Annotated in this window: 27 protein-coding genes, 3 tRNA genes, 1 other RNA gene and 1 pseudogene; 7 read left to right on the plus strand and 25 right to left on the minus strand. The window is 71.0% G+C overall.

The window, feature by feature from the left end; all coding sequences use genetic code 11:
• Nucleotides 1-27 precede the first annotated feature (27 nt).
• Nucleotides 28-513 carry a carboxymuconolactone decarboxylase family protein gene (locus tag AMETH_RS33390; protein ID WP_017985538.1) on the minus strand — a complete coding sequence of 162 codons (486 nt, stop codon included), beginning with the start codon at nucleotides 511-513 and terminating at the stop codon, nucleotides 28-30.
• 529 nt (nucleotides 514-1,042) lie between these two features.
• Nucleotides 1,043-1,954 carry a LysR family transcriptional regulator gene (locus tag AMETH_RS33395; RefSeq protein WP_017985539.1) on the minus strand — a complete coding sequence of 304 codons (912 nt, stop codon included), beginning with the start codon at nucleotides 1,952-1,954 and terminating at the stop codon, nucleotides 1,043-1,045.
• 121 nt (nucleotides 1,955-2,075) lie between these two features.
• Here AMETH_RS33395 and AMETH_RS33400 point away from each other — a divergent pair, with 121 nt between their 5' ends.
• Nucleotides 2,076-2,981, plus strand: coding sequence for an EamA family transporter (locus AMETH_RS33400; protein WP_017985540.1), 906 nt, complete (start codon nucleotides 2,076-2,078; stop codon nucleotides 2,979-2,981).
• On the opposite strand, the gene AMETH_RS33405 is transcribed toward AMETH_RS33400, so the two are convergent.
• The 9 genes from AMETH_RS33405 to AMETH_RS33445 all read right to left on the minus strand — a co-directional run bounded on the left by AMETH_RS33405 (nucleotide 2,939) and on the right by AMETH_RS33445 (nucleotide 11,081).
• Nucleotides 2,939-3,580 carry a DedA family protein gene (locus AMETH_RS33405; protein ID WP_017985541.1) on the minus strand — a complete coding sequence of 214 codons (642 nt, stop codon included), beginning with the start codon at nucleotides 3,578-3,580 and terminating at the stop codon, nucleotides 2,939-2,941. The genes AMETH_RS33400 and AMETH_RS33405 overlap by 43 nt on opposite strands.
• A gap of 51 nt (nucleotides 3,581-3,631) precedes the next feature.
• On the minus strand, nucleotides 3,632-4,732 hold the full coding sequence (locus tag AMETH_RS33410; protein WP_017985542.1) for an ABC transporter ATP-binding protein: 1,101 nt from the start codon (nucleotides 4,730-4,732) through the stop codon (nucleotides 3,632-3,634).
• Nucleotides 4,732-5,727, minus strand: coding sequence for an ABC transporter ATP-binding protein (locus tag AMETH_RS33415; RefSeq protein WP_017985543.1), 996 nt, complete (start codon nucleotides 5,725-5,727; stop codon nucleotides 4,732-4,734). Before AMETH_RS33415 ends, AMETH_RS33410 begins: the two co-directional genes overlap by 1 nt.
• Before the next feature lie 4 nt (nucleotides 5,728-5,731).
• Nucleotides 5,732-6,658: an ABC transporter permease gene (locus AMETH_RS33420; protein WP_017985544.1), complete on the minus strand. Its 927-nt coding sequence runs from the start codon at nucleotides 6,656-6,658 to the stop codon at nucleotides 5,732-5,734.
• Complete coding sequence (locus tag AMETH_RS33425) at nucleotides 6,655-7,659, minus strand: ABC transporter permease (protein WP_026153599.1); 1,005 nt, start codon at nucleotides 7,657-7,659, stop codon at nucleotides 6,655-6,657. Before AMETH_RS33425 ends, AMETH_RS33420 begins: the two co-directional genes overlap by 4 nt.
• A 72-nt stretch (nucleotides 7,660-7,731) precedes the next feature.
• Complete coding sequence (locus AMETH_RS33430; RefSeq protein ID WP_209436831.1) at nucleotides 7,732-9,396, minus strand: ABC transporter substrate-binding protein; 1,665 nt, start codon at nucleotides 9,394-9,396, stop codon at nucleotides 7,732-7,734.
• Between the two features lie 138 nt (nucleotides 9,397-9,534).
• Nucleotides 9,535-10,092, minus strand: coding sequence for a uridine kinase family protein (locus AMETH_RS33435; RefSeq protein ID WP_020486751.1), 558 nt, complete (start codon nucleotides 10,090-10,092; stop codon nucleotides 9,535-9,537).
• Nucleotides 10,093-10,106: 14 nt separating this feature from the next.
• Entirely contained in the window at nucleotides 10,107-10,703 is a 597-nt protein-coding gene (gene recR / locus AMETH_RS33440; RefSeq protein WP_017985548.1) for a recombination mediator RecR, read from the minus strand.
• A gap of 9 nt (nucleotides 10,704-10,712) precedes the next feature.
• Nucleotides 10,713-11,081: a YbaB/EbfC family nucleoid-associated protein gene (locus tag AMETH_RS33445; RefSeq protein WP_026153601.1), complete on the minus strand. Its 369-nt coding sequence runs from the start codon at nucleotides 11,079-11,081 to the stop codon at nucleotides 10,713-10,715.
• Between the two features lie 60 nt (nucleotides 11,082-11,141).
• Between AMETH_RS33445 and AMETH_RS33450 the strand changes: the two genes are divergently transcribed.
• Nucleotides 11,142-11,975, plus strand: coding sequence for an N-acetylmuramoyl-L-alanine amidase (locus AMETH_RS33450; RefSeq protein ID WP_081617631.1), 834 nt, complete (start codon nucleotides 11,142-11,144; stop codon nucleotides 11,973-11,975).
• A gap of 257 nt (nucleotides 11,976-12,232) precedes the next feature.
• Here the strand turns inward: AMETH_RS33450 and AMETH_RS33455 are convergent, their stop codons facing one another.
• Nucleotides 12,233-14,332, minus strand: a complete 2,100-nt coding sequence (locus AMETH_RS33455) for a DNA polymerase III subunit gamma and tau (RefSeq protein ID WP_017985551.1) — start codon at nucleotides 14,330-14,332, stop codon at nucleotides 12,233-12,235.
• 50 nt (nucleotides 14,333-14,382) lie between these two features.
• On the opposite strand from AMETH_RS33455, the gene AMETH_RS33460 reads away from it, so the two are divergent.
• Nucleotides 14,383-15,093 carry a class I SAM-dependent methyltransferase gene (locus tag AMETH_RS33460; protein ID WP_017985552.1) on the plus strand — a complete coding sequence of 237 codons (711 nt, stop codon included), beginning with the start codon at nucleotides 14,383-14,385 and terminating at the stop codon, nucleotides 15,091-15,093.
• Nucleotides 15,094-15,216: 123 nt separating this feature from the next.
• Here the strand turns inward: AMETH_RS33460 and ffs are convergent.
• The 5 genes from ffs to AMETH_RS33480 all read right to left on the minus strand — a co-directional run bounded on the left by ffs (nucleotide 15,217) and on the right by AMETH_RS33480 (nucleotide 20,750).
• Nucleotides 15,217-15,313, minus strand: an RNA gene (ffs, locus tag AMETH_RS37585) — signal recognition particle sRNA small type.
• An 8-nt stretch (nucleotides 15,314-15,321) separates the two neighbouring features.
• A complete protein-coding gene (locus tag AMETH_RS33465; RefSeq protein ID WP_017985553.1) occupies nucleotides 15,322-17,187 on the minus strand; it encodes an ArnT family glycosyltransferase in 1,866 nt (621 codons plus the stop codon).
• Nucleotides 17,188-17,202: 15 nt separating this feature from the next.
• Nucleotides 17,203-18,438 (minus strand): bifunctional glycosyltransferase family 2/GtrA family protein, encoded by a 1,236-nt coding sequence (locus AMETH_RS33470; RefSeq protein WP_026153602.1) that lies wholly within the window; start codon nucleotides 18,436-18,438, stop codon nucleotides 17,203-17,205.
• A gap of 79 nt (nucleotides 18,439-18,517) precedes the next feature.
• Complete coding sequence (locus AMETH_RS33475; protein ID WP_017985555.1) at nucleotides 18,518-20,023, minus strand: sensor histidine kinase; 1,506 nt, start codon at nucleotides 20,021-20,023, stop codon at nucleotides 18,518-18,520.
• The gene (locus AMETH_RS33480) at nucleotides 20,001-20,750 is read right to left on the minus strand and encodes a response regulator transcription factor (RefSeq protein ID WP_017985556.1); all 750 of its coding nucleotides are present in this window, start codon (nucleotides 20,748-20,750) and stop codon (nucleotides 20,001-20,003) included. The genes AMETH_RS33475 and AMETH_RS33480 overlap by 23 nt, the downstream gene beginning before the upstream one ends.
• 177 nt (nucleotides 20,751-20,927) lie before the next feature.
• Here AMETH_RS33480 and AMETH_RS33485 point away from each other — a divergent pair, with 177 nt between their 5' ends.
• Nucleotides 20,928-21,515 carry a hypothetical protein gene (locus tag AMETH_RS33485; RefSeq protein ID WP_038533686.1) on the plus strand — a complete coding sequence of 196 codons (588 nt, stop codon included), beginning with the start codon at nucleotides 20,928-20,930 and terminating at the stop codon, nucleotides 21,513-21,515.
• A gap of 89 nt (nucleotides 21,516-21,604) precedes the next feature.
• Here AMETH_RS33485 and AMETH_RS33490 read toward each other — a convergent pair whose 3' ends face one another.
• Nucleotides 21,605-21,856 carry a DUF397 domain-containing protein gene (locus tag AMETH_RS33490; RefSeq protein WP_017985558.1) on the minus strand — a complete coding sequence of 84 codons (252 nt, stop codon included), beginning with the start codon at nucleotides 21,854-21,856 and terminating at the stop codon, nucleotides 21,605-21,607.
• 203 nt (nucleotides 21,857-22,059) lie between these two features.
• Between AMETH_RS33490 and AMETH_RS36240 the strand changes: the two genes are divergently transcribed.
• A complete protein-coding gene (locus AMETH_RS36240) occupies nucleotides 22,060-22,503 on the plus strand; it encodes a hypothetical protein (protein ID WP_017985559.1) in 444 nt (147 codons plus the stop codon).
• Nucleotides 22,500-22,664: a hypothetical protein gene (locus tag AMETH_RS38900; protein ID WP_017985560.1), complete on the plus strand. Its 165-nt coding sequence runs from the start codon at nucleotides 22,500-22,502 to the stop codon at nucleotides 22,662-22,664. The genes AMETH_RS36240 and AMETH_RS38900 overlap by 4 nt, the downstream gene beginning before the upstream one ends.
• Nucleotides 22,665-23,162: 498 nt before the next feature.
• On the opposite strand, the gene AMETH_RS41135 is transcribed toward AMETH_RS38900, so the two are convergent.
• The 7 genes and pseudogenes from AMETH_RS41135 to AMETH_RS33525 all read right to left on the minus strand — a co-directional run bounded on the left by AMETH_RS41135 (nucleotide 23,163) and on the right by AMETH_RS33525 (nucleotide 25,434).
• Entirely contained in the window at nucleotides 23,163-23,729 is a 567-nt protein-coding gene (locus AMETH_RS41135; protein ID WP_223843273.1) for a DUF2306 domain-containing protein, read from the minus strand.
• Nucleotides 23,730-23,737: 8 nt separating this feature from the next.
• Nucleotides 23,738-23,947 (minus strand): annotated as a pseudogene (locus AMETH_RS42830) (DUF5959 family protein); the annotation flags it as partial.
• 117 nt (nucleotides 23,948-24,064) lie between these two features.
• Nucleotides 24,065-24,138: transfer RNA gene (locus AMETH_RS33505), tRNA-Phe, on the minus strand.
• A gap of 30 nt (nucleotides 24,139-24,168) precedes the next feature.
• Nucleotides 24,169-24,242 (minus strand) — tRNA-Asp (locus tag AMETH_RS33510).
• Between the two features lie 18 nt (nucleotides 24,243-24,260).
• Nucleotides 24,261-24,333: transfer RNA gene (locus AMETH_RS33515), tRNA-Glu, on the minus strand.
• 194 nt (nucleotides 24,334-24,527) lie between these two features.
• Nucleotides 24,528-25,004 (minus strand): helix-turn-helix domain-containing protein, encoded by a 477-nt coding sequence (locus AMETH_RS33520; protein WP_017985563.1) that lies wholly within the window; start codon nucleotides 25,002-25,004, stop codon nucleotides 24,528-24,530.
• Between the two features lie 193 nt (nucleotides 25,005-25,197).
• Nucleotides 25,198-25,434 carry a hypothetical protein gene (locus tag AMETH_RS33525; protein ID WP_026153604.1) on the minus strand — a complete coding sequence of 79 codons (237 nt, stop codon included), beginning with the start codon at nucleotides 25,432-25,434 and terminating at the stop codon, nucleotides 25,198-25,200.
• A 474-nt stretch (nucleotides 25,435-25,908) separates the two neighbouring features.
• Here AMETH_RS33525 and AMETH_RS33530 point away from each other — a divergent pair, with 474 nt between their 5' ends.
• Nucleotides 25,909-26,340: a hypothetical protein gene (locus AMETH_RS33530; RefSeq protein ID WP_017985565.1), complete on the plus strand. Its 432-nt coding sequence runs from the start codon at nucleotides 25,909-25,911 to the stop codon at nucleotides 26,338-26,340.
• Nucleotides 26,341-26,400: the final 60 nt, after the last annotated feature.

Below are 26,400 nucleotides of genomic sequence, written 5' to 3' on the forward strand. Positions count from 1 at the left end.
CCGCTGGTGTGCGGCCGGCCTTTCTCGTCAGTTCGCGGCGGCGGCGAACATGCCGGGCTGGTAGGAGCCGCCCTGGTTGCGCACGATCACGTTCATCCGGTTGGCGGCGTTGATCATCGCGACCAGTGTCACCAGCGCGGCGATCTGGTCGTCGTCGTAGTGCTTGCGCACCTGGGCCCACGTCTCGTCGGACACGCCCTGGTGCGCGTCGGCCAGGCGGGTGCCCTCCTCGGCGAGCGCCAGCCCCGCCCGTTCGGCCTCGGTGAAAACCGTGGCCTCGCGCCAGACCGCGACCAGGTTGAGCCGCACCGCGCTCTCCCCGGCGGCCGCGGCCTCCTTGGTGTGCATGTCGACGCACGGGGCGCACCCGTTGATCTGGCTGGCACGCAACGACACCAGCTCCTGTGTGGACTGTGGCAGGGCCGAGGTGTGCAGCACCGCGGCGAAGTTCGCGAACCGCTTGGCGAGCTTGGCGCCGATCTCGTTGGACATCAGGTCGAACCGGGTTTCCACGGCTTCCTCCTCGTGTGGGGAACTGCTCGAACACGAGGCACCGGCCGTGCCGTGGATGTGACAGTGACGCCGGCCACAACGACAGTCGCGGAGGTGGCCGGCTTCGCAGAGCTCCTCGACGCGGGGTCAGGCGGCAGGCCGGCGAAGAGGTCCGCGGTCTCCAGCACAGTCAGGCCGACGCCCTGCGCCGGCTTGGCTACCTTGATCCGGCAGGTCGCCGACCGGTCGAACACCGGTGGTTGAGCTCGCTCCGCCCGGCTTCGACGACGCCGTACCGCTCGTAGAAGCGCACCGCCGACGGTGCGAACCCACTTCGCCCGCGACCTCGCCGACCGTCAGGTTCCCGCTGTCCGCCACGGCGCCCACTCTGCACTGTTGGCGCGAACCGGAGGGCATGCTCCCAGCTAGGCGGAGGCGGCCCACTCCTCAACGACTAGGACCTCACCTTCCCCGGCGCCAACCGCGGCGCGGACCAGCGCCGCGCCGGGCGGAGGCGTCGCGGCGAGCCGGTCGGCGCCGTCGCGCCGGGCTAGGGCTGCTTCGTCACCGCCGCGGCCTCGGCGTGCAGCAGGTCCAGCACGGTGGCCACCGGCGGCCGGGTGCCGGCGCCGGTGCGCAGGACGGCTTCGATGAGCCGCGCCGCGCGGATGCCTGCCAGCGGCCGCCGCACGATCCGGCGCGACCAGGTCCCGGCCAGCGTGTAGCGCGGCAGCAACGCGATCCCGTGCCCGGCCGCGACCAGCGCCTCGATGATCCGGAAGTCGTTGATCCGCTGCTTGACCTGCGGCCGCACCCCGGTCCGCACCGCCAGCGAGCGCAACACGTCGTCGACCGGGAAACCGACGTCCACCGAGATCCACTGCTCGCCGGCCAGCTCGGTGAGGTCCACGCGGCGGCGCTTCGCGAGCCGGTGGCCGCGCGGCAGCGCCACGTCCAGCGGCTCGCGCAGCAGCGGGACCACGTCGAGCCGGTCCGATGGGAACGGCTCGGCGTGCTCGTCCCGGTGGGTGACCACGATGTCGAAGTCGGCGACCAGCCCGGGCACCTCGGCCGGCGTCATGTCGACGTCGCGCACCTCGACGTCCAGGCCCTCGACCTCGGCGAACCGGTGCAGCAGCCCGGGCAGCAGCATCAACGCGGCGGACGGGAAGATCGCCACCCGCACCCGCCCGCGCGGCAGGCTGCGGAACACGTCCAGCTCCGCCTCGGCCCGGTCCACCGCGGCGATCACTTCGTCCGCCCGCACCACCAGCGCCCGGCCGGCGTCGGTGAGCCGCAGCCCCCGCCCCGCCGGTTCGGTGAGCACCAGCCCGACCTCCGCCTGCAGCGCCCGGAGCTGCTGCGACACCGCCGACGGCGTGCAGTGCAGCGCTTTCGCCGCCGCCGTCACGCTCCCGCGGTCCGCTAACTCACGCAGCACCCGCAACCGCCCGACGTCCATGAAGCAACGCTACACAGTAGGTGCAAACAATCTCGATTGTTCTTCATAGTTGCGGGAGGCACGCTGAAGGTGTCCCCACCCGCCGCCCGACCACCACCCCTCAAGGAGGCGCTGCGCGCCCATGTCTGTCCGCGACCGCCTCCTCGCCCTGTTCGTCGTCGTCCTGTGGGGCCTCAACTTCATCGCGATGCACCCGATGCTCGACCACTTCCCGCCGCTGTTCGCCGCGGCGCTGCGCTTCGCGGTGATCGCGGTCCCGACGATCCTGTTCATCCCGCGACCGAAGGTGAAGCTGCGCTGGCTGATCGGGTTCGGGCTCGGCTTCGGCACCGGCCAGTTCGCGTTCCTGTTCCTCGCCCTGACCAACGGCATGCCGACCGGCCTCGCGTCGCTGGTGCTGCAGGCGTCCGCGCCGTTCACCGTCCTGCTCGGCGGGATGTTCCTGCGCGAACCGCTCTCCGCGCGGCAGCTGACCGGGATACTGGCCGCGGTGGCCGGGATGGGCGTGATCGCCTGGCACCGCGCGGAGAACGCCGTGCTGCTGCCCGTCGTGCTCACGCTCCTCGGCGCGCTGTGCTGGGCCGCGGGGAACCTCTGCTCACGTCAGGCCAAGCCCGACAACCCGATCCACTTCACGCTGTGGATGTCGGTGGTCCCGCCGATCCCGATGTTCGCGTTGTCCACGATCTTCGAGGGCCCGGCGGCGCAGTGGCAGTCGCTGGTCACGCTGGGCACCGGCGACGGCCTGCTCGGCCTGGCCGGGTTCGCCTACGTCGTGCTGATCGGCACGGTCCTCGGGTCGAGCATCTGGACCGTGCTGATGCGCCGCAACCCGGCCAACGTGGTCGCGCCGTTCTCGCTGCTCGTGCCGGTGGTCGGGATGTCCGCGGCGTTCTTCGTGCTCGGCGAGACGCCGGCGCTGGTCGAGGTGCTGGCCGGCCTGGTCGTGGTGGCCGGGGTGCTGTACGGCTCGCTGCCGAGGCGTCAGCGCTCGGCGGGCGCGCTCCCCGACCTCGTCTCCTCGTGACGGCGGCCCATCCGCTTCTTGAGGACGAGGCTGACCACCACGCCCACCACGACGGCGACCGCCAGCGCGACGTAGGAGAACCGGGACAGCCACTTCTCCGCGACCACGCCGAGGGAGTACACCAGCGCCGTGGTGCCGCCCGCCCAGACGATGCCGCCGAGCGCGTTGGCGAGCAGGAACCGCGGGTAGTGCATGTGCAGCGACCCGGCGAGCGGACCGCACAGAATGCGCAGAATCGCGACAAAGCGGCCAAAGAAAACCGCCCAAACCCCGCGTTTCCGGAACAATCGCTCGGCGGCCGCCACGTGCGCGGGCCCGAAATGCTTGGGGAATTTCCGGCCCGCCCAGTCGAACAGGCGCCGCCCGCCCTTCCGCCCGATCAGGTAACCGATGCTGTCCCCGGCGATCGCACCGCCGCTGGCGATGGCCCCGATCAGCCAGGGGTTGAGCCCGTCGGGGTGCGAAGCCAGGAGAGCCGCGCTGACCAGCACGATCTCTCCCGGCAACGGGATCCCGAGGCTCTCCGCGCCGATCACCACGCCGACCGTGAGGTAGACCAGGAGCGGCGGGATGGTCTCCAGCCACGCGTCGATGTGCACGGTAAAAGCCCCCTCGGGTACCCCGGCGGAATCGCCGCCAGGGTACCCCGGTCAGGGCTCCAGCATTTCGGCCACCGAAGCGGCCTGCGGAATAGCCGTGTCGGGTGACAACTGCGCCGTCACCAATTCCGGCTTCACCTCGTGCGGGGTGATCCGGCCTGCCTGGATGTCCTCCGCCCAGTGGCAGGCGACCCGGTGCCCGGCCCCGAGCTCCCGCAGCGCGGGCCGCTCGGTGTCGCACTTGGTCTCCTGCCGCCACGGGCAGCGGGTGTGGAACCGGCAGCCCGACGGCGGGTTGGCGGGCGAGGGCAGGTCGCCTGCGAGCAGGATCTGCTCCCGGCTGTCCTCCACGACCGGGTCCGGCACCGGGATCGCCGACAGCAGCGCCCGCGTGTACGGGTGCAGCGGCTCGGCGTAGAGCGACTCCGAGTCGGTCTCCTCCACCAACGAGCCCAGGTACATCACGCCGATGCGGTCGGAGATGTGCCGGACGACCGCCAGGTCGTGGGCGATCACCAGGTAGGTCAGGCCCAGCGAGTCCTGCAGCTCCTCGAGCAGGTTGATCACCTGCGCCTGCACGGACACGTCCAGCGCGGACACCGGCTCGTCGGCGACGATCAGGTCCGGCTCGACGGCCAGCGCCCGCGCGATGCCGATGCGCTGGCGCTGCCCGCCGGAGAACTCGTGCGGGTACTTCCGCAGCGAGCTCTCCGGCAGACCGACGGCGTTCAGCAGCTCGCGCAAGCGCTTGCGCGTGCTCTCCCGGTCCTTGTCCAGGCCGTGCGCCCGCATGCCCTCGATGAGGATCGATTCGACCGACTGCCGCGGGTCGAGGCTGGACAGCGGGTCCTGGAACACCATCTGCATCCGCCGCCGCATCTTCCGCAGCGACTCGCCCTTGAGCGTCGACAGGTCGGTCCCGTCGAACACCGCTCGGCCACCGGTTGGCTCCACCAGCCGCAGCAGGCTGCGGCCCAGCGTCGTCTTGCCGCAGCCGGACTCGCCGACCAGGCCGTACGTCTCGCCGCGCTGGATCTCCAGGTCGACGCCGTCCACCGCGTAGACGTGCCCGACCGTGCGGTCCAGCACCAGACCGCGCTTGATCGGGAAGTGCACCTGCAGGCCTTCCACGCGCACCAGCGGTTCGGACATCAGCGCACCCCCTCGCCCGCCGCGACCGGACGGCCCACCGGGTTGTGGCACCGCAGCATCCCGCCCGAATCCGGTTCCAGTTCCGGCGTGACCTCCCGGCACAGGTCCAGCGCGTTCGGGCAGCGGGGCGCGAACGCGCACCCCTGCGACCAGGGGATGTTGTCGGCGACCGACCCCTTGATCGGCACCAGCTTCTCCCCGCGCGGCGCGTCCAGCCGCGGGATCGAGGCCAGCAGCCCGTGCGTGTACGGGTGACGCGCGGAGGCGAACAACTCGTGCCGCTCGGCCCGCTCGACGACCCGGCCGCCGTACATGACGTTGACCTCGTCGCACAGCCCGGCGACCACGCCGAGGTCGTGCGTGATCATGATCAGCGCGGTGCCGGTGTCGCGGACCAGCTCGGACAGCAGCGCCAGGATCTGCGCCTGGATCGTCACGTCCAGCGCGGTGGTCGGTTCGTCCGCGATCAGCAGCCGCGGACGGCAGGCCAGCGCGATCGCGATGAGCGCGCGCTGCCGCATGCCGCCGGAGAGCTGGTGCGGGTACTCCGACAGCCGCCGATTCGGGTCCGGGATGCCGACACGGTCGAGCAGGTCCGCCGCCTCGGCCGTCGCCTGCTTGCGGTCCATCTTGCGGTGCCGTTCCAGCACCTCGGTGATCTGCAGGCCGATCGGGATCACCGGGTTCAGCGAGGACAGCGGGTCCTGGAACACCATGCCAAGGTCGCGGCCGCGCCGGTCGCGCAGCTGCTTGTCGGACAGCCGCAGCAGGTCGGTGTCCTCGAACAGCACCTCGCCGCTGACCGTCGCGCCGCGCTTGGGCAGCAGGCCCATGATCGCGAGCGCGGTCACCGACTTGCCGCTGCCGGACTCGCCGACCAGACCGACCGTGCGGCCCGGCTCGACGTCGAAACTGACCCCGTCCACCGCGGTGAACGGGCGGGTTCCCTTGCGGGAGAAGACGACCGACAGGTCGCGTACTTGCAGGAGACTCAACGCGCTACCGCCTGTTCTTCGGGTCGAGCGCCTCGCGCAGCGACTCGCCGAGCAGCGTGAACCCCAGCGCCACCACGACGATCGCGATGGCCGGGTAGAACGCCAGGCTCGGCTTGACGTCCAGCAGGGTCTGGGCCTGTGCCAGCATCAGCCCCCACTCGGCGCGGCTGGGATCGTTGTCGCCGAGGCCGAGGAACGACAGCGCCGCCACGTCGATGATCGACGTCGCCAGCGTCAGCGTCGCCTGCACGACCACCGGCCCGAGCGAGTTCGGCAGCATGTGCCGGAACACGATCGTGCTGCGCCGCACGCCCAGCGCGGTCGCCGCGAGCACGTGGTCGCTCGATCTCTGCGAGAGCATCGCGCCGCGCAGCAGCCGCGCGAACACCGGCACGCTCACCACCGCCACCGCGATGATGACCGTCCACTGTGTCCCTTGCGAGAACAGCGCGGCCACCGAGATCGCCAGCAGCAGCGAGGGGATCGCGAGCAGGATGTCGGTGAACCGCATCAGCAGCGTGTCCACCCAGCCGCCCAGCGCGCCGGCCAGACCGCCGACCACCATGCCGACCGCCAGCCCGATCAGGGTGGCGACGACACCGACGATCAGCGTCTGCTGCGCGCCGACCAGCAGGCGGGAGAAGAAGTCGTACCCGCGGTGGTCGCTGCCGAGCACGAACCCGTCCATCGGGCCGGGGATGAAGTCCGGCCGCAGGTTCACGCGCAGCTCGTCGTAGGGGATGTAGGGGTTCTTCGGCGCCAGGAACGGGGCCAGGATCGCCAGCAGCACGAACAGGACCGTGATGACCGCGCCGGTGATCGCCACCGGGTTGCGCAGCATCCGCCGGACCGCGTCCGCCGCGAGGCTGGTGCCGCCGGACTCGGCGAGGTCGTCGATGCGCTCGGCCTTGCGCCGCAACATGGAGGTCATCGCACCCGCACCCTCGGATCGATGATGGCGTAGGAGATGTCCACCAGGATGTTGACGACGACGTACACCAGGGCGGCCAGCAGCAGCAACGCCTGCAGCCGCGGGTAGTCTCGGCGCTCGATGCCCTGCGCCAGCAGGGATCCGAGCCCGTTCCAGTTGAACACCTTCTCGGTGAGCACGGCCCCGGCGAGCAGCAGGCCGGTCTGCAGGCCGATCGTCGTCGACACCGGCAGCAAGGCGTTGCGCAGCACGTGCCGCTGGCGGATCGTCGTCGTGGTCAGGCCCTTGGACTCCGCGGTGCGCACGAAGTCCTCCTGCTGCACGTCCAGCACCGAGGCGCGGGTGATCCGCACGATCACCGCGAACGGGATGCTGGCCAGCGCGACCGCGGGCAGGATCAGGTGCTTGATCGCGTCCCACGTCGCGTCCAGCTCGCCGGTGAGCAGCCCGTCCAGGGTGAAGAAGCCGGTGATGTGCGTGGCGTCGATCGTCACGTCCTGACGCCCGGACGGCGGCAGGATGCCCAGCTTCTGCGCGAACACGTACTTGAGCAGCACGCCGAAGAAGAACACCGGCACCGCGACGCCGACCAAGGTGGTCAGCACGGTGGCGTTGTCCAGGAGCCGGCCCCGGTGGCGGGCGGCCAGGTACCCCATCGGGATGCCGAAGCCGACCGCGAGGACCAGCGCCGCGATCGCGAGTTCGATGGTGGCGGGGAAGGCGCGCCCGATCTCGGCGAGCACGGTGTCGCCGCTGATCAGGGACGAGCCGAAGTCACCGGTGACGACGCGGCCGAGGAACTTGAAGTACTGGACGAAGATCGGTTGATCCAGTCCGAGCACGCTGTTCAGGGACGCGATCTTCTCCGGCGTCGCCTTGTCGCCGAGGAGCGCGGTGGCGGGGCCACCGGGCAGCAGGCGGAGCCAGGCGAAGACCAGGATGGAGAGCACAAGGAGCGTCGGGATCGCTTGCAGTAGCCGACGCGTGAGGAATCGGAGCATGTGAGTGCCTCGGAGACCGCACCGAAGCGGGAAAGCGTGCCGGGCACGCTTCCCCGTCCTCGGTGGCGGAACTCAGCCCTTGGTGACCGTGTAGAAACGCTCGTCGGTCAGCGGGGTCGGGATCAGGCCCTGGACGTCGGACCGCACCACGATCGCCGGTGGCGACGATGAGAGCGGGATCGCCGGAACGTACTGCGAGATCAGCACGCTGGCGCTCTCGTAGGCCGACTTCTTGGTATCCGGCGTCGTCTGGGCGTCCGCATTGGACAGGGCGTCGAAGATCTGCGGGTTGTCGAAGCCGAACTCCGGCTTGGTGCGCCCGAAGAACGTGCCGACGAAGTTGCCCGGGTCGGCGTAGTCACCGGTCCAGCCGAGCAGGTGCAGGTCCTGCTTGCCCGCCTTCTGGACGGAGTCCTTGTACCCGCCGTTCCACGGCTCCTGGACCACGTTGACCTTGATGCCGACCGCCTTCAGGTCGTCGGTGATCGCCGCGGCGATGTCCACCGGGTTTGGCATGTAGGGCCGGCTGACCTCGGTCGGGACGTAGAAGTTCAGTGTCAGGTCGGTGGCGCCGGCCTCGGCCAGCAGCTGCCGGGCGGTGTCGGCGTTGTAGCTGTGCTTCTCCACCGCGGGCGTGTAACCCGGCACGTTGTTCGGCAGGAACTGGTCCTGCGGGTAGGCGCCGGACGGCATCCGGTTCTTGACCAGCTGGTCCTTGTTGATGGCGAACTCGATCGCCTTGCGGACCCGCACGTCCTGCAGCTTCGGGTTGTTCTTCTGGTTGATGCCCAGGTACAGGATGTTGAAGGCGGGCCGGATCAGGACCTGGTCGCCTGCCTGCTTGAGCGAGTTGTAGTCCGCCGGGCTCGGGAAGTCGTAGCCGTCGATGGTGCCGGCGGCCAGCTCCTGCTTGCGGGCGTTCTCGTCCGGGATGATCTTGAAGATCAGCCTGGCGGTCTTGGCCTTCTCACCCCAGTAGTCCTCGTTGCGGACCAGGGTGATCGTGTTGTTGGCCTTGTCGAAGCTCTCGAACTTGTACGGCCCGGTGCCCGTCGGGTGGTCCGTGGCGTACGCCGGGTAGGTGAACGCCTCACCGCTCTGGGTCACGTTGTCGGCGTCGTACTTCTTCAGCGCGTCCGGGCTCGACATCGACAGCGAGGTCAGGCCGAACGCGTCCGGGAAGGCGCCCTTGGCCTTGTTGAGGTTGAGGACGGCGGTGGTCTCGTCCTTAGCCTCGCAGCTCTTGTAGACCGGGTCGCCGCTGATGTCGCCCTCGTTGTGCGCGAAGCCCTCGAAGACGTCGCCGTAGTAGATCATCTGGCTCTGGGCGGCGGCGCCCTTCATGTTGTACCAGCGGTCGAAGTTGAAGCAGACCGCCGCGGCGTTGAACGGGGTGCCGTCGTGGAACTTGACGCCCTGGCGCAGCGTGAAGGTCCAGGTGGTGTTGCCGTTGCTCGGCGTCCATGCCGTGGCCAGGCCGCCCTCCAGCTCGGTGGTGCCCGGCTTGTAGGTGACCAGGGTGTCGAACATCTGGCGGGCGGGGCGGAAACTCTCGCCGTCGTCGTTGAAGATCGGATCGAAGTTCTTCGGGGCACCGGCCGCGCCGAAGATGAAGGTGTCGCTGGCGCTGTCGCCCGAGCCGCGCTCGGAAGCGCAAGCGGCCGTCGTGACCGCGAGGGCGCCGGCAAGCCCGATCAGGGCGATGCGGCGCAACCCAACTGCCCGCGTTGGGAGCATGGTGGCACTCCTAGGAGAATGTTCGGGTACGTGATCGACGACCCTAGTCCGCATGTTGGGAATTCGTTAAGCGCGTGAGGTTACGATCGCGCTACGTCAAACCGGACGCACCAACACATTCGACTCACGGGGTTACGTTCAGTGCTCACCCTGCGTAAGATCGGACGAAAGCATTAGGCCGTTCGGGTGCACGTACTGGTGGGTAAGGTCAACGGCGAACCAACCACATTCGAACTTCTGCCACGCGGTCAGCGGGCCACGAATGCCCTCGCCGTCCCTGGACACTGCCCGTTCGAGCCGAGTTTCGGCGTCCGGGCCCGCGACCCAGCACAGCGCGGACAGGCGGGGCCGGATCGAGGCGCGGCCGGCGGACACCCCTTCCAGCACGACTACGTCGACCGGGTGAACCGTGCGGACCGGCCCCGGCTGCGGCTCGCCGGTGGTCCAGTCCAGCGGGCGGTAGACGGCCGGGCGGCCGGCGGCGAGGGGGTCGAGGACCTCGGAGACGAGCCGCGGCCACCACGCGACCGGGTCGTCCCACGTCGCGTAGTGGTCGGTGGCGACGACCGCGGTCGCCGCGCCGCGTGCCCGGAAGTCCGCGGCGAGTTCCGCCGCGAAGGTGGTCTTGCCCGCGCCGGACGGGCCGTCGACGGCGACCAGCCGGACCCGCCCGCAGCGGGGCGGGCCGGCCAGCACGTCGTCGACCAGTGTCAAAGGGCGCGGCGGCCGGAGAGGGCCCGGCCCAGGGTGAGCTCGTCGGCGAACTCGAGGTCGCCACCCATCGGCAGACCGGACGCGAGCCGGGTGACGGTCAGGCCGGGGAAGTCCCGCAGCATCCGCACCAGGTAGGTCGCGGTGGCCTCGCCCTCGGTGTTCGGGTCGGTCGCGATGATCACCTCGGTGACCTGTTCCGCGCCGAGCCTGGCCAGCAGCTCGCGAATGCGCAGCTGGTCGGGGCCGATGCCGGACAGCGGGTCGAGCGCGCCGCCCAGCACGTGGTAGCGGCCTTTGAACTCGCGAGTGCGCTCGACGGCGAGCACATCCTTGGGTTCCTCGACCACGCAGATCAGCGACGTGTCGCGCCGGGCGTCCCGACAGATCCGGCACTGCTGCTGTTCGGAGACGTTGCCGCAGATCTCGCAGAACTGCACGCCCTCCCGGACCTTGCCGAGCACGTCCTGCAGCCGGGCGATGTCGGCCGGGTCGGCGGCGAGCAGGTGGAACGCGATCCGCTGCGCGCTCTTCGGACCGATGCCGGGCAGGTGTCCCAGCTCGTCGATCAGGTCCTGGACTACGCCTTCGTACAACGGGGCCCGCTACTTCAGGCCGGGCAGACCGAGTCCGCCGAGGTCGGGCATGCCGCCGCCACCGCCGAGGGCGCCGGCGACCGGGCCGAGCTTCTCCTCGGTGAGCTTCTGTGCGCTGCTCATCGCGTCCCGCACCGCCGCGACCACCAGGTCGGCGAGCGTCTCGGTGTCCTCCGGGTCGACCGCCTTCGGGTCGATCTGCAGGGACTTCAGCTCCATGCCGCCGGTGACGGTCGCCTTGACCAGGCCACCGCCGGACGTGCCGGTCACCTCGGTGCGGGCGAGCTCCTCCTGCGCGGCGACGAGCTGCTGCTGCATCTGCTGCGCCTGCTGCAGGATGGCCTGCATGTCGGGCATTCCACCGCCGGGTTGCACCATGATCCCCGTTTCGTCGTGCTGTCCTGTGGGTCCCAGCGTAGCTCGCACGGCTGTGGCACCGTGTTCGCCGTGCGCAGTCTCGTGGGGTTGGTGTTGAGCGGGGTGTTCCTGGTCGCCGGGTGCTCGTCGCCGCCTGTTCCGCCCGAGGTGGCCCGGGTGTCTTCGGTTCCCGCACCGTCGTCGTCGGTTGCCGCACCGGCGTCGCCGTCGGTTGCCTCGTCGGTGGCGCGGGAGCCGCTGACGGTGGTGCTGGACCCCGGGCACAACGGCGGCAACGCGCGGCGGCCGGACGTCATCGGCGCCCCGGTGCCCGCCGGACGCGGCAAAACGAAGCCGTGCAACACGACGGGCACCGCGACGGACGAGGGGTACGCGGAGCACGCGTTCAACTGGGACGTGGCGCAGCGGGTGGGTTCGCTGCTGGAGGCGCAGGGTGCGCGGGTGGTCTACACGCGCGCGGACGACTCCGGGGTGGGCCCGTGCGTGGACGAGCGGGCGGCGATCGGAAACCGAGCCGGCGCGGCGGCGGTGGTGTCGATCCACGCGGACGGCGCGACGGCGGCCAGCGCCCGGGGCTTCCACGTGGCGTACTCGGCGCCCCCGCTGAACGCGGCGCAGGGCTCGCCGTCGGTGGAGCTGGCCGAGGCGGTGCGGTCGGGGTTGCTCGCCGGGGGGTTCCCGTTGTCCAACTACCTGGGCTCGGACGGCCTGGCCCCGCGCGATGATCTGGCCGGCCTGAACCTCTCGGAACGCCCGGCGGTCCTGGTGGAGTGCGGGAACATGCGCAATGCCGGAGAAGCCGCGGTGATGTCCAGTGTGGACGGACGCCAACGCTACGCTGCGGCGATCGCCGACGGGGTGGTCGCCTTTCTGCGGAACCACGCAGGTTTCTAAGCCACCAGCGCGAGTCCCACGCTCCCACGCGCGAGTCCCACCTTCGCAGGCGCGAGTCCCACGTCCGCGGGCGCGGGGTGGTTGATCAGGCGCGCGCACAGTACTCGTCAACAGGTGGTTCCGGAGCCGCCACCACGCGCGGCTCCCGCGGCTCTCGCACGCCCCACTCCGTGGGGCCGCTGGCTCCGGCGAGCGCCCGCGCCAGGGGCGCGCTCGCGGCCGCCAACGGCTTCCCCATGAACGCGCTGGGCGCGGCGTCAGTCGATCGGCTGCGCGCCCAGGTGTTCGGCCAGCAGGCGACGCGCCTGTTCCTCCGGGTCGTTCTGCGGCGCGGGCATCGCATCCGGTACGGGGCCGCCCGATTCGGCCATCATCGATTCCTCGTCGTCCGGCTCGGGCGGGAGGGGGATGTCGTCCGCGGGCTCCGGGGATGGCTGCGGCGCCCTCGGCGCGGGCTCGGGCGGCGGGGCCGGGCTGGCCGCCGGCGTCGGCCGCTGGAAGGTTCGCTGTTGCTGCTGCGGAGCCTCCCGGGTGGGCGGGTTCGGGCGCGGGCTCGGGCCGTCGCGGCGGGCCGAACCTCCTCCGCCGCCACCGCCGTGCACGCAGCGCACCTGCCACGTTCCGCCGAGCACCTCGTGCAGCGCGCCGGCGATGAAGTCCGCGTTGCGCGGCTCCGACAAGCGCCGCGCGAGGGGCTCCGCGCTGTGCGCCAGCACGACCACCGAACCCTCGACGCTCTGCACCGTCGCGTTGATCATCATGGCTTCGGTGCTGCGGCTCGTCTTCCGGATGGCGGCCAGCAGGTCCGGCCAGACCCGGCGGATGGCGGCCGCGTCGATGCCGCCCGGCGCAGGCGCCTCGGCGGGCGCCTCGTCAGGGACCGCGGGCTCAGTGGGGCGGCGCACCGGCGCCTCCACCGAAGCCGGGCGCGAACCCGCGGCCGGGCGCGCCTCGGCCGCAGGAGGCGACTCCACAGGACGCGCCGCCGGAGCCGAACGCACAGCCGCCGGGCTCTGCTCCGGCGCGGCGGTCGGCTCAGTGGCCCGGCGGGCCGGCGCTTCCGGCGCCGGACGCGCAGCAGCCTCGGCAGCCGGCCGGGACGGCGCGGCAGCCGCCGCGCGTTGCGACGGCCGCTGGAACTTTTCGGGAGCAGCGGCGACCTGCCCGTCAGCGGCCGGCAGGCTTCCCCCGCCGCTCACGGTGACCCGCCGTTCGAGACGCTCCAACCGCTGCAGCACCGCCGCTTCGCTTTCCGACGCCGACGGCAGCAGCATCCGGGCGCACAACAGCTCCAGCAGCAGCCGCGGCGCGGTGGCGCCACGCATCTCCAGCAGGCCGTTGTGCACGATCTCCGCGTACCGGGTCAGCGTCGCCAGGCCGGCGCGCTCGGCCTGCGCCGTCATGCGGTCCAGCTCGTCCGCGGGCGCGGACACCAGGTTGCGCGCCGCCGCGTCCGGGACCGACCGCAGCAGCACCAGGTCACGCAGCCGGTCGAGCAGGTCGCTCGCGAAGCGGCGCGGCTCGTGCCCGGCCTCGACCAGGCGCTCGACCGTGCCGAACACCGCCGCCGAGTCGTCCGCCGCGAGGCCGTCGATCATGTCGTCGATCAGCGCCGAGTCGGTGACGCCGAGCAGCGAGATGGCCCTGTCGTACGTCACGCCGTCCGGGCCCGCGCCGGCCAGCAGCTGGTCCAGCACTGACTGCGTGTCGCGCGCCGAACCGCCGCCGGCGCGGATCACCAGCGGGTATACGGCCGGGTCGACGTGGATGCCCTCGGCCGCGACGTTGCGCTCCAGCAGGTCGCGCATCGCGCTCGGCGGGATCAGCCGGAACGGGTAGTGGTGCGTCCGCGACCGGATGGTGGGCAGCACCTTGTCCGGTTCGGTGGTCGCGAAGATGAAGATCAGGTGCTCCGGCGGCTCCTCGACGATCTTCAGCAGGGCGTTGAAGCCCTGCGTCGTGACCATGTGGGCCTCGTCGATGATGAACACCCGGTACCGCGACTCGGCAGGCGCGTAGAAGGCGCGGTCGCGCAGCTCGCGGGCGTCGTCGACACCACCGTGGCTGGCCGCGTCGAGTTCGGTGACGTCGATGCTGCCCGGCCCCTCCGGCGCCAGCGCGCGGCACGAGTCGCACTTGCCGCACGGGTCCGGGGTGGGGCCTTCGACGCAGTTCAGCGAGCGGGCCATGATGCGCGCGCTGGACGTCTTGCCGCAGCCGCGCGGCCCGCTGAACAGGTACGCGTGGTTGATACGGCCCGCGGTGAGCGCGGCACGCAGCGGTTCGGTGACGTGCTCCTGCCCGACGACCTCGGCGAAGGTCGCCGGACGGTACTTGCGGTAGAGAGCCAGGGCCACGAGGCGAGAGTACCGGCCGCCACCGACAGGCTCGGACTAGCCTGCTGGGCGTGACCCGCCGCTTCTACGACCGGCTGGCCGCGGACTACCACCGCATCTACGCGGACTGGCAGTCGAGCGTCCGCCGTCAGGGCGAAGCACTGCACCGGCTGCTGGGCGGACACCCGCGGCGGGTGCTGGACTGCGCGTGCGGCATCGGCACCCAGGCGGTCGGCCTGGCCGCGCTCGGGCACAGCGTGATCGGCACCGATCTCAGCCCTGGCGCGCTGGCCCGGGTGCCGGACCTCCCGGTCGCCGCCGCCGACATGCGCGCCCTGCCGTTCCCGGACGCGACCTTCGACGCGGTGGTGTGCGCCGACAACTCGCTGCCGCACCTGCTGACCGCCGAGGACATGGGCCGGGCGCTCACCGAGATGCACCGCGTCCTGGGCAAAGCCGGCCGGCTGATCCTGAGCACCCGCGACTACGACGAGGCAAGACGCACCCACCCGACCGCCACGCCCCCGTCAGTGCACGAGGCCGCGGAGGGCCGCACGATCACTTTCCAGCTCTGGCACTGGCACACCGACGGTGAGCGCTACGACGTCGAGCTGTGCCAGGTTTTCCCGGATCTGACGACGACGGTTCACACAACGACGTACTGGGCGATCACCCGCGCCGAGTTGCAAAGCCTCGTCAACGCGGCAGGCTTCTCCGACCCGACATGGCACGAGCCTGAGGAGAGTGGGTTCTTCCAGCCAATCCTGACGGCCAAAACCTGAGCTGGTCCAAACCCAACGCGCTCGGCGCCCGCCAAGACGAGGAGCTCGCACCGTGGGGGCCCGGGGGCGCCCCCGAAAAAACACAGTGGACGAAGTCCCCTTTCAAGAAGGGCAAGGCCCTTCATGAAAGGGGACCCCCGCACCCGTCAGAGCCTGCTTATCCTTGCTGCCTTCCGGCCCTGGGGAGGTTCACAGGATGGACGCCGCGGGGGTCCGCCTTCAGTGTACTCAACCGGTCGTCGTGCCTGTCGTCAGGTCGTAGACCGTGCTGCCGCCCACCGTCTGAGCTGTGAAGTTCTCCGCCACCCACTGCGCGATCTCGCCGGAGCCGCCCGGGCCCATGCCGCCCATGCCGCCGGAGACGTAGTACGTGATCTCGCCGCGCGCGACGTACTGCTTGAACTCGTCGAGCGTCGGCGCGGGGTCGCCGCCGTTGAAGCCGCCGATGGCGATCACCGCGGTGTCGGAGTTCAGCGCGAGGCCGGCCGCGGATTGGGAGCCGTTGGTCGCCGCGGACCACTTGGTCGTGGTCGCCTTCAACAGCGAGATCAGTTCGCTGCTGGTCTGCCCACCACCGAATCCGCCTCCGCCGAAGCCCATGGAGTTGCCGGACGGCCCGGACGTCGGAATGGACCCGGTGTGCCCCTGGCTCGCGGTGACCACGGCGTACGCGGCCGGTGCGAGCAGCCCGGTGACCACCCCGGCGACGGCGAGCACGATCCCCGCCCGGCGGATCCGGTCGAGCCCGAACAGCAGCCCGGTCACCACGAGCGCGGTCAGCACCAGCAGCACCCACCGCAGCCACGGCTGCCAGTCCGGCGTCCGCGCCAGCAGGATGAAGTCCCACACCCCGGTCGCGGCGAGCATCAGCGCCAGCACGATCCGGGCGGCGAAGTTGCGCCGTCCGCGCCACAGCTCGACCGCGCCGATGCCGGCCAGTCCGGCGATGCCCGGGGCGAGCGCCACCGTGTAGTACGGGTGGATCGTGCCGCTCATGAAGCTGAACACCAGCGCGGTGACGACCGTCCAGCCGCCCCACAGCAGCAGCGCGGCACGCGTGCGGTCCAGGCGCGGCGCGAACCGGGTGAACCACAACCCGGCGGCCATCGCGATCAGCGCGGCGGGCAGCAGCCACGAGATCTCCAGGCCGAACGCGGCGCCGAACATGCGGAACAGGCCGGTCTCGCCGCCGAACATGGTGTTGCCGCCCATGCCGCCGCCACCGCCGCCATTGCCGTCGCCGCCGAAGATGCGGCCGAGGCCGTTGTAGCCGAAGGCCAGCTCCAGCGGCGTGTTGTCGGTGGAGCCGCCGATGTAGGGCCGGGACTCGGTGGGCCACAACGCGACCGCCACGATCCACCAGCCGGTCGCCACCACGAGCGCGACCGCGGCGCCGAGAAGCTGCAGCAGCCGCCTGCCCAGCCCGGTCGGCGCCGCGACCAGGTACACCAGCGCGAACGCGGGCAGTACCAGGAACGCCTGCAGCATCTTGGTGAGGAACCCGAACCCGAGCGCGGCGCCGGCGAGCATCAGCCAGCCGGTGCTCGCCCGGTCCAGCGCCCGGACGGTGCAGTAGGCGCCGGCCACCATCAGCAGCACCAGCAGCGCGTCCGGGTTGTTGAACTTGAACATCAGCGCCGCGACCGGCGTCAGCGCGAGCGCCGCGCCGGCGATCAGCCCGGCCAGCGGACCCGAGGTGCGCCGCACCGCGGCGTACAGCAGCGCCACCGAACCGACGCCGCACAAGGCGTTGGGCAACAGCATGCTGAAGCTGGAGAAGCCGAGCAGCCGCCCGGACAGCGCCATCAGCCACAGCGACGCGGGCGGTTTGTCGACGGTGATGACGTTGCCCGGGTCCAGCGACCCGAAGAACAGGGCCTCCCAGTTCTTCGTGCCCGCCTGCACGGCCATGGCGTAGAAGTCGTTGGCGTACCCGGACGCGCTCAGGTTCCACAGGTACAGCGCGGCGGTCGCGACCAGCAGGACCGCGACCGACGGCCGGACCCACGGCGGACGGCCCGCGGTCCGCGTGCGCGCCGCGGCGGGGACCGGCCCGAGGCGGGCCGGATCGGAAGAAACAGCCGCAGTCGACATGTCGAGTCGGTTCTCCTATCGGTTCTTTCGGAAGACCCAGTTGCGGAACAGCAGGAACCGCAGGACGGTCGCGACCAGGTTGGCCAGTACGAGCACCACCAGCTCGGCGAACCGGCCCGGTTCGGCGCCGGCGTGCAGGAGCGCGAGTGATCCGCTGGTCAGCGCCAGCCCGAGGCCGAAGACGATCAGGCCTTCGAACTGGTGCCGCCCGGCGCCCTTCGACCCGCGCACGCCGAAGGTGAACCGCCGGTTGGCCGCGGTGTTGGCGACCGCGGTGACCAGCAACGCGATCAGGTTCGCCGCCTGCGCGCCGACTCCGGTGCGCAGCAGGAGGTAGAGCACCAGGTAGGCCAGGGTGCTGCCGACGCCGATCGCGGCGAACCGGACGAGCTGCCTGGCCAGTTTCGGCGGGACGCCGGGTTCGGTGACGGCGATCGGGTGCCTCCCCAGCTGGGCGCGGATCTGGCTGATGGGCAGGGTGCCGCGGGCGAAGCCGCGGATCATCCTGGCGACGCCCTTGAGGTCCGCGGTGGCGGTGGCGACGATGTCGACCGACGAGTTCGGGTCGTCCACCCAGTCCACCGGCACCTCGTGGATGCGCAGGCCGGAGCGTTGCGCGAGGACGAGCAGTTCGGTGTCGAAGAACCAGCCGGTGTCCTCGACCAGCGGCAGCAGCTCGCGGGCGACGTCGGCGCGGATGGCCTTGAAGCCGCACTGCGCGTCGGTGAACCGGGCGGCCAGCGCGCCGCGCAGGATCAGGTTGTAGCAGCGCGAGATGAACTCGCGCTTGGGGCCGCGCACCACCCGGGCGCCACGCGCCAGCCGGGAGCCGATCGCCAGGTCGGAGTGCCCGGAGATGAGCGGCGCGACCAGCGGGAACAGCGCGGCGAGGTCGGTGGACAGGTCGACGTCCATGTAGGCAAGCACCTGGGCGTCGGAGGCGGACCAGGCGGCGTTGAGCGCGCGGCCGCGGCCCTTCTGGTCCAGGTGCCGCACCTCGACCTCGGGCAGCTCTTCGGCGAGCGCCTGGGCGATCGCCAGCGTCGAGTCGGTGCTCGCGTTGTCGGCGACGGTGATGCGGAACGGGTAGGGCAGTGCGTCGGACAGGTAGGCGTGCAGGCGGCGCACGCAGGGCGCGAGGTCGGTCTCCTCGTTGTACACGGGGACGACGACGTCGAGGACCGGGGACGTGCTCCGTTGCGGTGGGTCGGCCGGCCGAGGTGCGGGAGAGGCGTCGGCGGAGGTCGTCATGAACACTGACGGTGGCCCGCCGCGTTGTGGCGATCATGTGTCCGAGCTGTGCGGAGCCTGTGAGCGGCTCCCGAACGGGCTACCTGGGGAAACGCACCGTGAATTCGGTGTGACCCGGCTTGCTTTCGACGCCGACGCGGCCGCGGTGGGCGGCGACGACAGCGGCCACGATCGCCAGCCCGAGGCCGGTGCTGCCGGCCGCTCGGGACCGGGACGTGTCGCCGCGGGCGAAGCGCTCGAACACCGTCGGCAGGACCTCGGGCGCGATCCCGGGACCGTTGTCGGTCACCCGCAGCACGGCCTCGTCGCCCTCGACGGACAGCTTGGTGGTGACCACCGTGTCCGGCGGGGTGTGGGTGCGGGCGTTGTTGAGCAGGTTGAGCACGACCTGGTGCAGCTGGTCGGCGTCGCCGACGACGGTGATCGGATCGACCGGGACGTCGAGCAGCCACCGGTGGTCGCGCCCAGCGACGTGCGCGTCGGACACCGCGTCGGCGACGATGCGGGAGAAGTCGACCGCCTCGTAGACGCGGTGCCGCCCGGAGTCCAGGCGCGCGAGCAGCAGCAGGTCCTCGACCAGGGTGGTCATCCGGGCCGATTCCGACTCGACGCGGCCCAACGCGAACGCGATGTCCGGTGGCACGGTGTCGCCGCTGTCACCGCTGCGCCTGGCCAGCTCGGCGTACCCGCGGATGGCCGCGAGCGGTGTGCGCAGCTCGTGGCTGGCGTCGGCGACGAACTGGCGCACCCGGTTTTCGCTGGCCTGCCGCGCGTTCAGCGCCGCGCCGACGTGCCCGAGCATCTGGTTGAACGCCGCGCCCACCTTGCCGACCTCGGTGCGGGTGTCGGTGTCCACCGGCGGCACCCGGATCGACAGGGCCACCTCGCCGCGGTCGAGCTGCAGCTGGGACACCTTCGACGCGGTGTCCGCCAGCCGGTCCAGCGGGCGCATGGTCTGGCGGATGGTGATCGCGCCGAGCCCGCCCGCGATGAGCAGCCCGCCGAGCGCGACCCCGCCGAAGATGAAGCCGAGCCGCCACAGCGTTTCGTTCACCTCCGCCAGCGGCAGGCCGGTGATCAGGAGCGCGCCATCCTGCGCGCGCACCGACACGACCCGGTAGTCGCCGAGGTCGCCGAGGTCGACGCTGCGCCGCTTGCCGTCGGCAGGCAGCGAGAGCAGCGTGCGCAGCTCCGCGGACGGCACCGGGTCGCTGGGGAACGGGTTGTTCGAGGACGTCGAACCCCCGCGCAGCACCCCGGCCCGCACGGCGCCGTCCGGGAACACGACGACGGCCAGCGTGCCGATGCCCTGGCCCGGAACGCGCAGTGAATCCGGCGGCGGCTGGTTGGCCGAGCCGTTCCAGGAGCCCGGCGGCGGCTGGCGGGTGCCGCGCTCGCTCGCGGCGGCCAGGCGGTCGTCGAGCTGGTGGTAGAGGAAGCTGCGCAGCGCGATCTCGGTGACCAGGCCGACGACCAGGCACACGAGCGCGAGCAGCGCGATGACCTGCGCGATCAGCTTGCCGCGCAGGGAGGAGGGCAGGAGCCGCCGTGGGCGGGCGTGCTCAGCCTGCCGGCTTGAGGACATACCCCGCGCCGCGCATCGTGTGGATCATCGGCTCCCGGCCCGCGTCGATCTTCTTCCGCAGGTAGGAAATATAGAGTTCCACGATGTTGGCCTGGCCGCCGAAGTCGTAGCTCCACACCCGGTCCAGGATCTGGGCCTTGGACAGCACCCGCTTCGGGTTGCGCATCAGGAAGCGGAGCAACTCGAACTCGGTCGCGGTCAGGGAGATCGGGTCGCCGCCGCGGAACACCTCGCGGCTGTCCTCGTCCAGGGTCAGGTCGCCGACCGTCAGCGTCGACCCCTCGTTGGCGGACACCACGCGCGAGCGGCGCAGCAGCGCACGCAGCCGCAGCACGACCTCTTCCAGGCTGAACGGCTTGGTGACGTAGTCGTCGCCGCCCGCGGTCAGCCCGGCGATGCGGTCCTCGACCGCGTCCCGCGCGGTGAGGAACAGGACGGGCAGGTGCGGCGCCTCGGCACGCAGCTTGCTCAGCACCTCCAGGCCGCTGAAGTCGGGCAGCATCACGTCGAGGACGACGGCGTCCGGGCGGAAGTCGCGGGCGACGCGGACCGCCTCGGTGCCGGTGCCGGCGCTGCGGGTCTCCCAGCCCTCCATGCGCAGGGCCATCGACACCAGCTCGGCCAGGGTCTCCTCGTCGTCGACCACGAGGACGCGCACCGCCGAGCCGTCGGGGTGCTTGAGGTCGGCCTTGCCCGCACCGGACATCGCGGCGTTCATGCTGGTCATGGTCCCATCTTCGGCCGCCCCGATGGGTCCTCCCTGTGACCCGTCTGTGTGTTTCCTGTGAGCGCCGGCCGCGCACAGCGTCCGCCCACCTCGCACACAGCCTCTGCACAGCCGGGCCGCCGAACCTGTGGGGTGGCAGGGGTGGACCCTGCCGCGACCGAACGCGAAAGGGACACGATGAGCACGGAGCCGACGACCACCGAGGCACCTGCCGCCGCGTGGGGCGACCCGCAACCGCCCGCGCCGAAGTGGTCCGGCAGGAAGACCGCGATCGCCGCGGCCGTCGCGGTCGTCATCGCCGCCGTCGGCGGGGTCGCGATCTACGCGGGCACCTCGTCCGAGGCGAACCAGCAGGGCGGCATGGGCGGGTTTCCCGGTGGGGGACGCATGATGGATGGTGCGGGCGGCACCGCGTCGATCCTGCGTGAGGCGCTGCACGGCGACTTCACGGTGTCCGCCGACGGCGGCTACGCGGTCGAGCGGTTCCAGACCGGCGAGGTCAGCGCGCTGAGCGCCACCTCGATCACGGTGAAGAGCAAGGACGGCTACACCCAGACCTACGTGATCGACTCGTCGACGGAGAAGGCGGGCAACCTGGCCACCGGCTCGACGGTCACGGTGCTGGCGAAGGTCTCCGGCGACACGGCCACCGCCACGTCGATCACCGACGGCTCGGCCCAGCAGGGCTTCCCCGGTGGGCAGCGGGGCGGCTTCCCCGGTGGTCAGGGCGGGTTTCCGGGCGGCGGCAGCAGGCCGTCGAACTGATCCGGCCGGCGCTTCCGGGTCGTCCGGCGACCCGGAAGCGCCACTCGCCCGTATGTGGTCAATAACACACGAGTTTCGATAATCCCGGATCAGCGCAGGTCGAACTGGCCCGCCTTGACCCCTTCGAGGAAGGCCGCCCACTCGCCCGCGTCGAACACGAAGACCGGGCTGCTCGCCAGCTTGGTGTCGCGCACCCCGACGAGGCCCGGCGCGGCGAGGTTGACCTCCACGCAGTTCCCACCGTTGGGCTCGCTGGCGAAGGACTTCTGCCACTTCGACTCGTCGAACAGGTGCGCCGCCGTCTGCGGGTCGTAATCCACCGGTCGCGGGTATTCCGGCATCAGTCCCTACCTCCGTGCCTGAGGTCCCGCCCCGTCGCGTGGCGAAACGGCGCGAGCCCTGGTCCTTTCGTTGGAACCACGTGGGTCCAGTCGGGTGATCCAAATTTTGACCACTCGACACTGGGATTATTCCAGGAGTAGGATTATTCCCGCCGGTCGGGTCGATCACAGGCCCGAGTCGCGTGTTCTGGGGGAGGTCGGCGGTGCTCGGAGTGGACGTCGCGGAGCGGCCCGCGGCCCCGTGCCGGCTGGCCCCGTTCATGGTCGTCGGCAAGGTCAACGGCCGGGACGAGGCCGCTCGCGCCGCCGGCCCGGCGGAAGCGCTTTCCCTGATGCTCGGCTGGCTGGCGGCGGACGTCGACGCCACGGCGGTCTGGTACCTGCGCGAGGACTGGCCGGGCCCCGTCACCGTGATCGGCAGGCAGGCACCCGGAACCGCGCGCGAGACCCGCCGGTGCGCGCACCTGTTCCCGCTCGAACCCGGCGCGGTTCTGCGCGGCGCGCTGACCGCCGGCTGCGGCGCGCGCCTCCGGCTGCCGGAGATCGAATGGCTGCCTCTCGGCGCCGGCATGCCATGCGAGCACTGCCTCGCCACGGCCGGCGTCTGCCGGAATCCGCGGCCGCTACTGGAAGGGGGACGGAGATGACCGTCCGGATCCTGACCGACTCGACGGTTCCGCACCGGAGCGAGCCCGCGGTGGAGACACGCGGCCGCCGCCGGTGGACGCTGCTGCCGCGCTCGTTCCGGCGGCACTGGCACGCGTGGCGGCACAGCGCGGAACTGGCGCTGCCCCGGCCCCGCGGCTGACGGCTACCGCCCCGCCGCGCAACCGCAGAACCGCGTCGCCGAACCGGTACTCGTAGCGGCACTCCTCGCCGACCGCGGGCGGTTTCGGCAGGTCCTGGCGGTCATCCCCGCTTCCGGCCCACCCCGCACCACCCGTCGACATCGACGGCTTCGCCACGAAGTTCCGCGTCACCGGGGACGGCGCCTCGTCCAGCCGCCACTGCGGCAGCCACACCACGCCCGGCTCCACCATTTCGAAGTCGCCGAAGAACGACGCGATCTCGTCGTGCCGACGGGAGAACGCGGGCGTGCCGTCCGTTCCAGGAGGGCAGCCGCGGGTTCCTGATGGGCGAGGCGGCGGTCGCGTTCGTGCTGTCGCGCTGCGGGAGATCCCCGGGCCGTGCGACGTGTTCCTGTGCCTCTACGTCTTCGAGGTGCTGCCGACCCCCGAGTACGGCGAGCGCATCCTGCGGCTCGCGCACCGCATGCTCGCCCCTGGCGGTCTCGCCCTGATCCAGATCAAGTACGACGAGGGCCGGTGGCTGACCCGGCCGCGCCGCCGCTCGTACCGGACGGGCCCGGCGCAGATGACGACCTACGCGATCCCGGAGTTCTGGAAGCTGGCCGCCAGGGTGGGGCTCCGGCCGGAGGCGATCGAACTGGTGCCGGAGAACGAACTGGACGAGCGCTACGCCTACTTCTTCCTGACCAGGCCCTGACCGCGGCGTTCCAGCTCGCGGCGCTGTAGGTCATCAGCTCCGCGCTCCCGAGGAAGGTCGTGTCCACCTGGGGCGTCAGGACGATCGTGGCGACGACGTTGACGGCCCGGCTGAGCACGATCGACATCGCGAGCGCGAAGCTGCGTGCCATCCACTTGCGGTGATCGCCGAAGCGGCGCCGACGGGCCATCCGCCACCCGGTGGCCGTGACCGCCAGCCACAGCGCAGAACCGACGAGGTTCGCGACGCAGACGGAGGGACCGGCCGCGGTGTGCCACCCGATGTACAGCCCGAGCAGACGCGGACAAGGTGCCCCGGCTCCAGCACGGACAGCTGGACTTCGGGCGAGCGGCCACCGTCCAGCCACCGAACGCCGCCGCCGGCGGCCAGCGTGTCCAAGGCGCGCTCCCAGTCCTGGAGGTCCACGGGCGTGAGCACGAGATCGAGCGTGCCGCTGACGAACTCCGTAGCCACGACGACCTCGGCGGCGAGGTGATCGTGGAACTGCAGACTCCCCGCCCCGAAGCGACCGAGTACCCGCACCAAGGCACCGTTGAGTTCGTCCCCGAGGCGAACCAGCTCCACAGCACCCTCCAGCCAAGACGCGGCAATCGGCGGTCAACCAAGATCACCACCGGTCACTCGCGCGACCGCGACAACGAAAAAACCGCCCCGACGTGCATCGGAGCGGTTTTCGGAAGGTGGCCAGGGCCGGGGTCGAACCGGCGACCTTCCGCTTTTCAGGCGGACGCTCGTACCAACTGAGCTACCTGGCCGGAAACGCCGGCTGAAGCCAGACGCTACTGCGACCCTGACGGGACTCGAACCCGCGACCTTCGCCGTGACAGGGCGACGCGCTAACCAACTGCGCCACAGGGCCATATGCATTTGTCATGCGTACTCCCAACGGGATTCGAACCCGCGTTGCCGCCTTGAAAGGGCGGAGTCCTAGGCCGCTAGACGATGGGAGCCCGGCCGGTTCGGGTGACCGACCGACCGCGCTCTCAGGTCTCCCTGGGAGCGATTACAAGCATAGGGCACTCCACGAGCCCCCTTCCACCGGGTATCCCTTAACGGTAAAAACCGGCCCTGAGCTGCGAAAACACGAAGACCAAAACCCCAGCGACCCAGCCTCGGCAGCCGTCGACCGCGGACGTGTCCCCGGTCACTCTTCGCGACCGAGATCCGCCAGCGAGCGCACCAAGGCATCCCGGTGCGCCGCGGACAGCACCTCCAGCAACTCGCCCATCTGCTCATCGGTCAGCGACTCCGCCCGCCGCCAGCGGGCTTCCAGGTCCGGGCGCCGCCGGGCACGGGCGATCAGCTCGTCGGTCGTCTCCGGGGAGCACGCCGTGCGCAACAAGCGCGCGCGGCCGCCCTCCGGGTCCGTCACCACCGCCTCCGGCACCGTCAGCCCCACTGCCCGCAGCACCGCGAAGTGCAACCCGCCGCGATACTCGCGCAGCAGCATCAACCCGTGGCCGATCCGCGCGACCGGGTCGGCAGGCCACGAGACCTGTTGCCGGCCCGCGAACAACGCCAGCCCGCTCGCCTCGACCTCGGCCAGCTCCGGCGACGTCATGAACGCGCCGCCGTACTTCTGCACCGCGGGACGGATCTCCCGCGCGATCTCCACCGGCACGACCGGCTCCTCTCCACTGGTAACAGTGTTACGTTACCCGCGCACAGAACCATGACGGCAATTTCACCGACAGCTAAGCAACTGGGTGGAAATTGTTTGCCCCAAGCAGAGCAACGCCGGTAGCTTTCCGGGCCTGGGGCCGGTCAGGGGTGCGACCAGGGGGTGCACCCCTGACCGGGAAGCACCGGGAACTTTACCGCTGGACCGGGTTCACGCCTTCCTCGTCCGGCACCAGTCCGAGCATGTCCAGCAACTGGGCGCAGTCCTGCGCGTCGGTCGCGCCGGCGGCCACCGCCAACCTCGCACGTCGCACCTGGTCGTCCGACACGCGTGGCGCGTCGGCCTGCCCGGAACGCTGCGTGGGGACACCGGCCGGATCGCCGCCTTCGTATCGAAGGAGGAACTGCCGAACTTCCACAGACCCGCTCATAGCTCCTCCCGAAAGGACTGTCACGCCAACAACTTCGCCGCGAGGCTAGCGAGCGGGACGTCGGCCACGCAGCCCCCCGCAGAGTGAACCTGTGAACACGCAACGTTCCCGTTCCGCGTCCCCGCAGATGAACCGCAGGCGACGACGTGATGACGGGTTGGGGCAAATTTTCCCGTCCAGCACTCGCGTCACCGGGCCGCATCATGTAACAATCGACTTGCTGACACACCCCCGGTCAGCGCCTGTGGAGATCCCCTCCGGCCCCCGCGTTCCTCCCCCTGGCGCGGGGGCCCCTCCATTTCCAGGGCACATTCCGCCCACGCATTTCCGGCCTGCGTGAATGACCCGCAGTCAGCCCGTTATTGCGACATGTGGGCGTACGGCCCACCCGAACGGCCCAGCGGATCACGAAGAATCCGTGTGTCGTGCACCACAATGAGGGTCGTCCCGAGACCTAACCGTTATCGTGTCCGGGTGCCTCTTCCCTCTCTCGGACGCCGGAACACCCGGACCAACCTGAAGCCGGTCAACCCGGGCAAGCACCGGAACTCGGCGGACAAGGAACCGCAGGGCGCTGTCGAGGACCACGAGCTCACCAGCTACCTCGCGGCGCTCGCGCCGGAAACCAGCCCGGAAAGCACCGGGACCGGCAAGCGCTTCGGCGAGGCGCAGGTCTACCAGCTGCGCATGAACCTGGTCGCGAGCTCCCAGCTCAAGGACATCGCCGCCGAGCGCGGCAGCTCGCCGCAGGCGCTGGCCCGTGAATGGGTGCTCGAGCGCCTTGCCTGGGAGGCGCAGGCCGCCTCGCAGGAGCGCCGCCAGTTCGCCGACCACACCGGTGTCGCCGACACCGACCAGCACCACTTCGACCAGAACTGGGACCGGCCGCGCACCGGCCGCGCCTGACCGCAGACAAAAAACGTCCCCGGCGGAGGACCGCCGGGGACGGGACGTTCGTGGACAGGT

Origin of the sequence: Amycolatopsis methanolica 239 (assembly GCF_000739085.1) — a bacterium.
Lineage (GTDB): Bacteria > Actinomycetota > Actinomycetes > Mycobacteriales > Pseudonocardiaceae > Amycolatopsis_E > Amycolatopsis_E methanolica.

Coding starts and splice junctions, on each gene's coding strand:
- AMETH_RS33395 (WP_017985539.1), bottom strand. CDS start 1,954: ATGGACGTCGGGCGGTTGCGGGTGCTGCGTGAGTTAGCGGACCGCGGG.
- AMETH_RS33400 (WP_017985540.1), top strand. CDS start 2,076: ATGTCTGTCCGCGACCGCCTCCTCGCCCTGTTCGTCGTCGTCCTGTGG.
- AMETH_RS33410 (WP_017985542.1), bottom strand. CDS start 4,732: ATGTCCGAACCGCTGGTGCGCGTGGAAGGCCTGCAGGTGCACTTCCCG.
- AMETH_RS33420 (WP_017985544.1), bottom strand. CDS start 6,658: ATGACCTCCATGTTGCGGCGCAAGGCCGAGCGCATCGACGACCTCGCC.
- AMETH_RS33425 (WP_026153599.1), bottom strand. CDS start 7,659: ATGCTCCGATTCCTCACGCGTCGGCTACTGCAAGCGATCCCGACGCTC.
- AMETH_RS33430 (WP_209436831.1), bottom strand. CDS start 9,396: ATGCTCCCAACGCGGGCAGTTGGGTTGCGCCGCATCGCCCTGATCGGG.
- AMETH_RS33445 (WP_026153601.1), bottom strand. CDS start 11,081: ATGGTGCAACCCGGCGGTGGAATGCCCGACATGCAGGCCATCCTGCAG.
- AMETH_RS33465 (WP_017985553.1), bottom strand. CDS start 17,187: ATGTCGACTGCGGCTGTTTCTTCCGATCCGGCCCGCCTCGGGCCGGTC.
- AMETH_RS33470 (WP_026153602.1), bottom strand. CDS start 18,438: ATGACGACCTCCGCCGACGCCTCTCCCGCACCTCGGCCGGCCGACCCA.
- AMETH_RS33475 (WP_017985555.1), bottom strand. CDS start 20,023: ATGTCCTCAAGCCGGCAGGCTGAGCACGCCCGCCCACGGCGGCTCCTG.
- AMETH_RS33480 (WP_017985556.1), bottom strand. CDS start 20,750: ATGACCAGCATGAACGCCGCGATGTCCGGTGCGGGCAAGGCCGACCTC.
- AMETH_RS33485 (WP_038533686.1), top strand. CDS start 20,928: ATGAGCACGGAGCCGACGACCACCGAGGCACCTGCCGCCGCGTGGGGC.
- AMETH_RS33490 (WP_017985558.1), bottom strand. CDS start 21,856: ATGCCGGAATACCCGCGACCGGTGGATTACGACCCGCAGACGGCGGCG.
- AMETH_RS38900 (WP_017985560.1), top strand. CDS start 22,500: ATGACCGTCCGGATCCTGACCGACTCGACGGTTCCGCACCGGAGCGAG.
- AMETH_RS33525 (WP_026153604.1), bottom strand. CDS start 25,434: ATGAGCGGGTCTGTGGAAGTTCGGCAGTTCCTCCTTCGATACGAAGGC.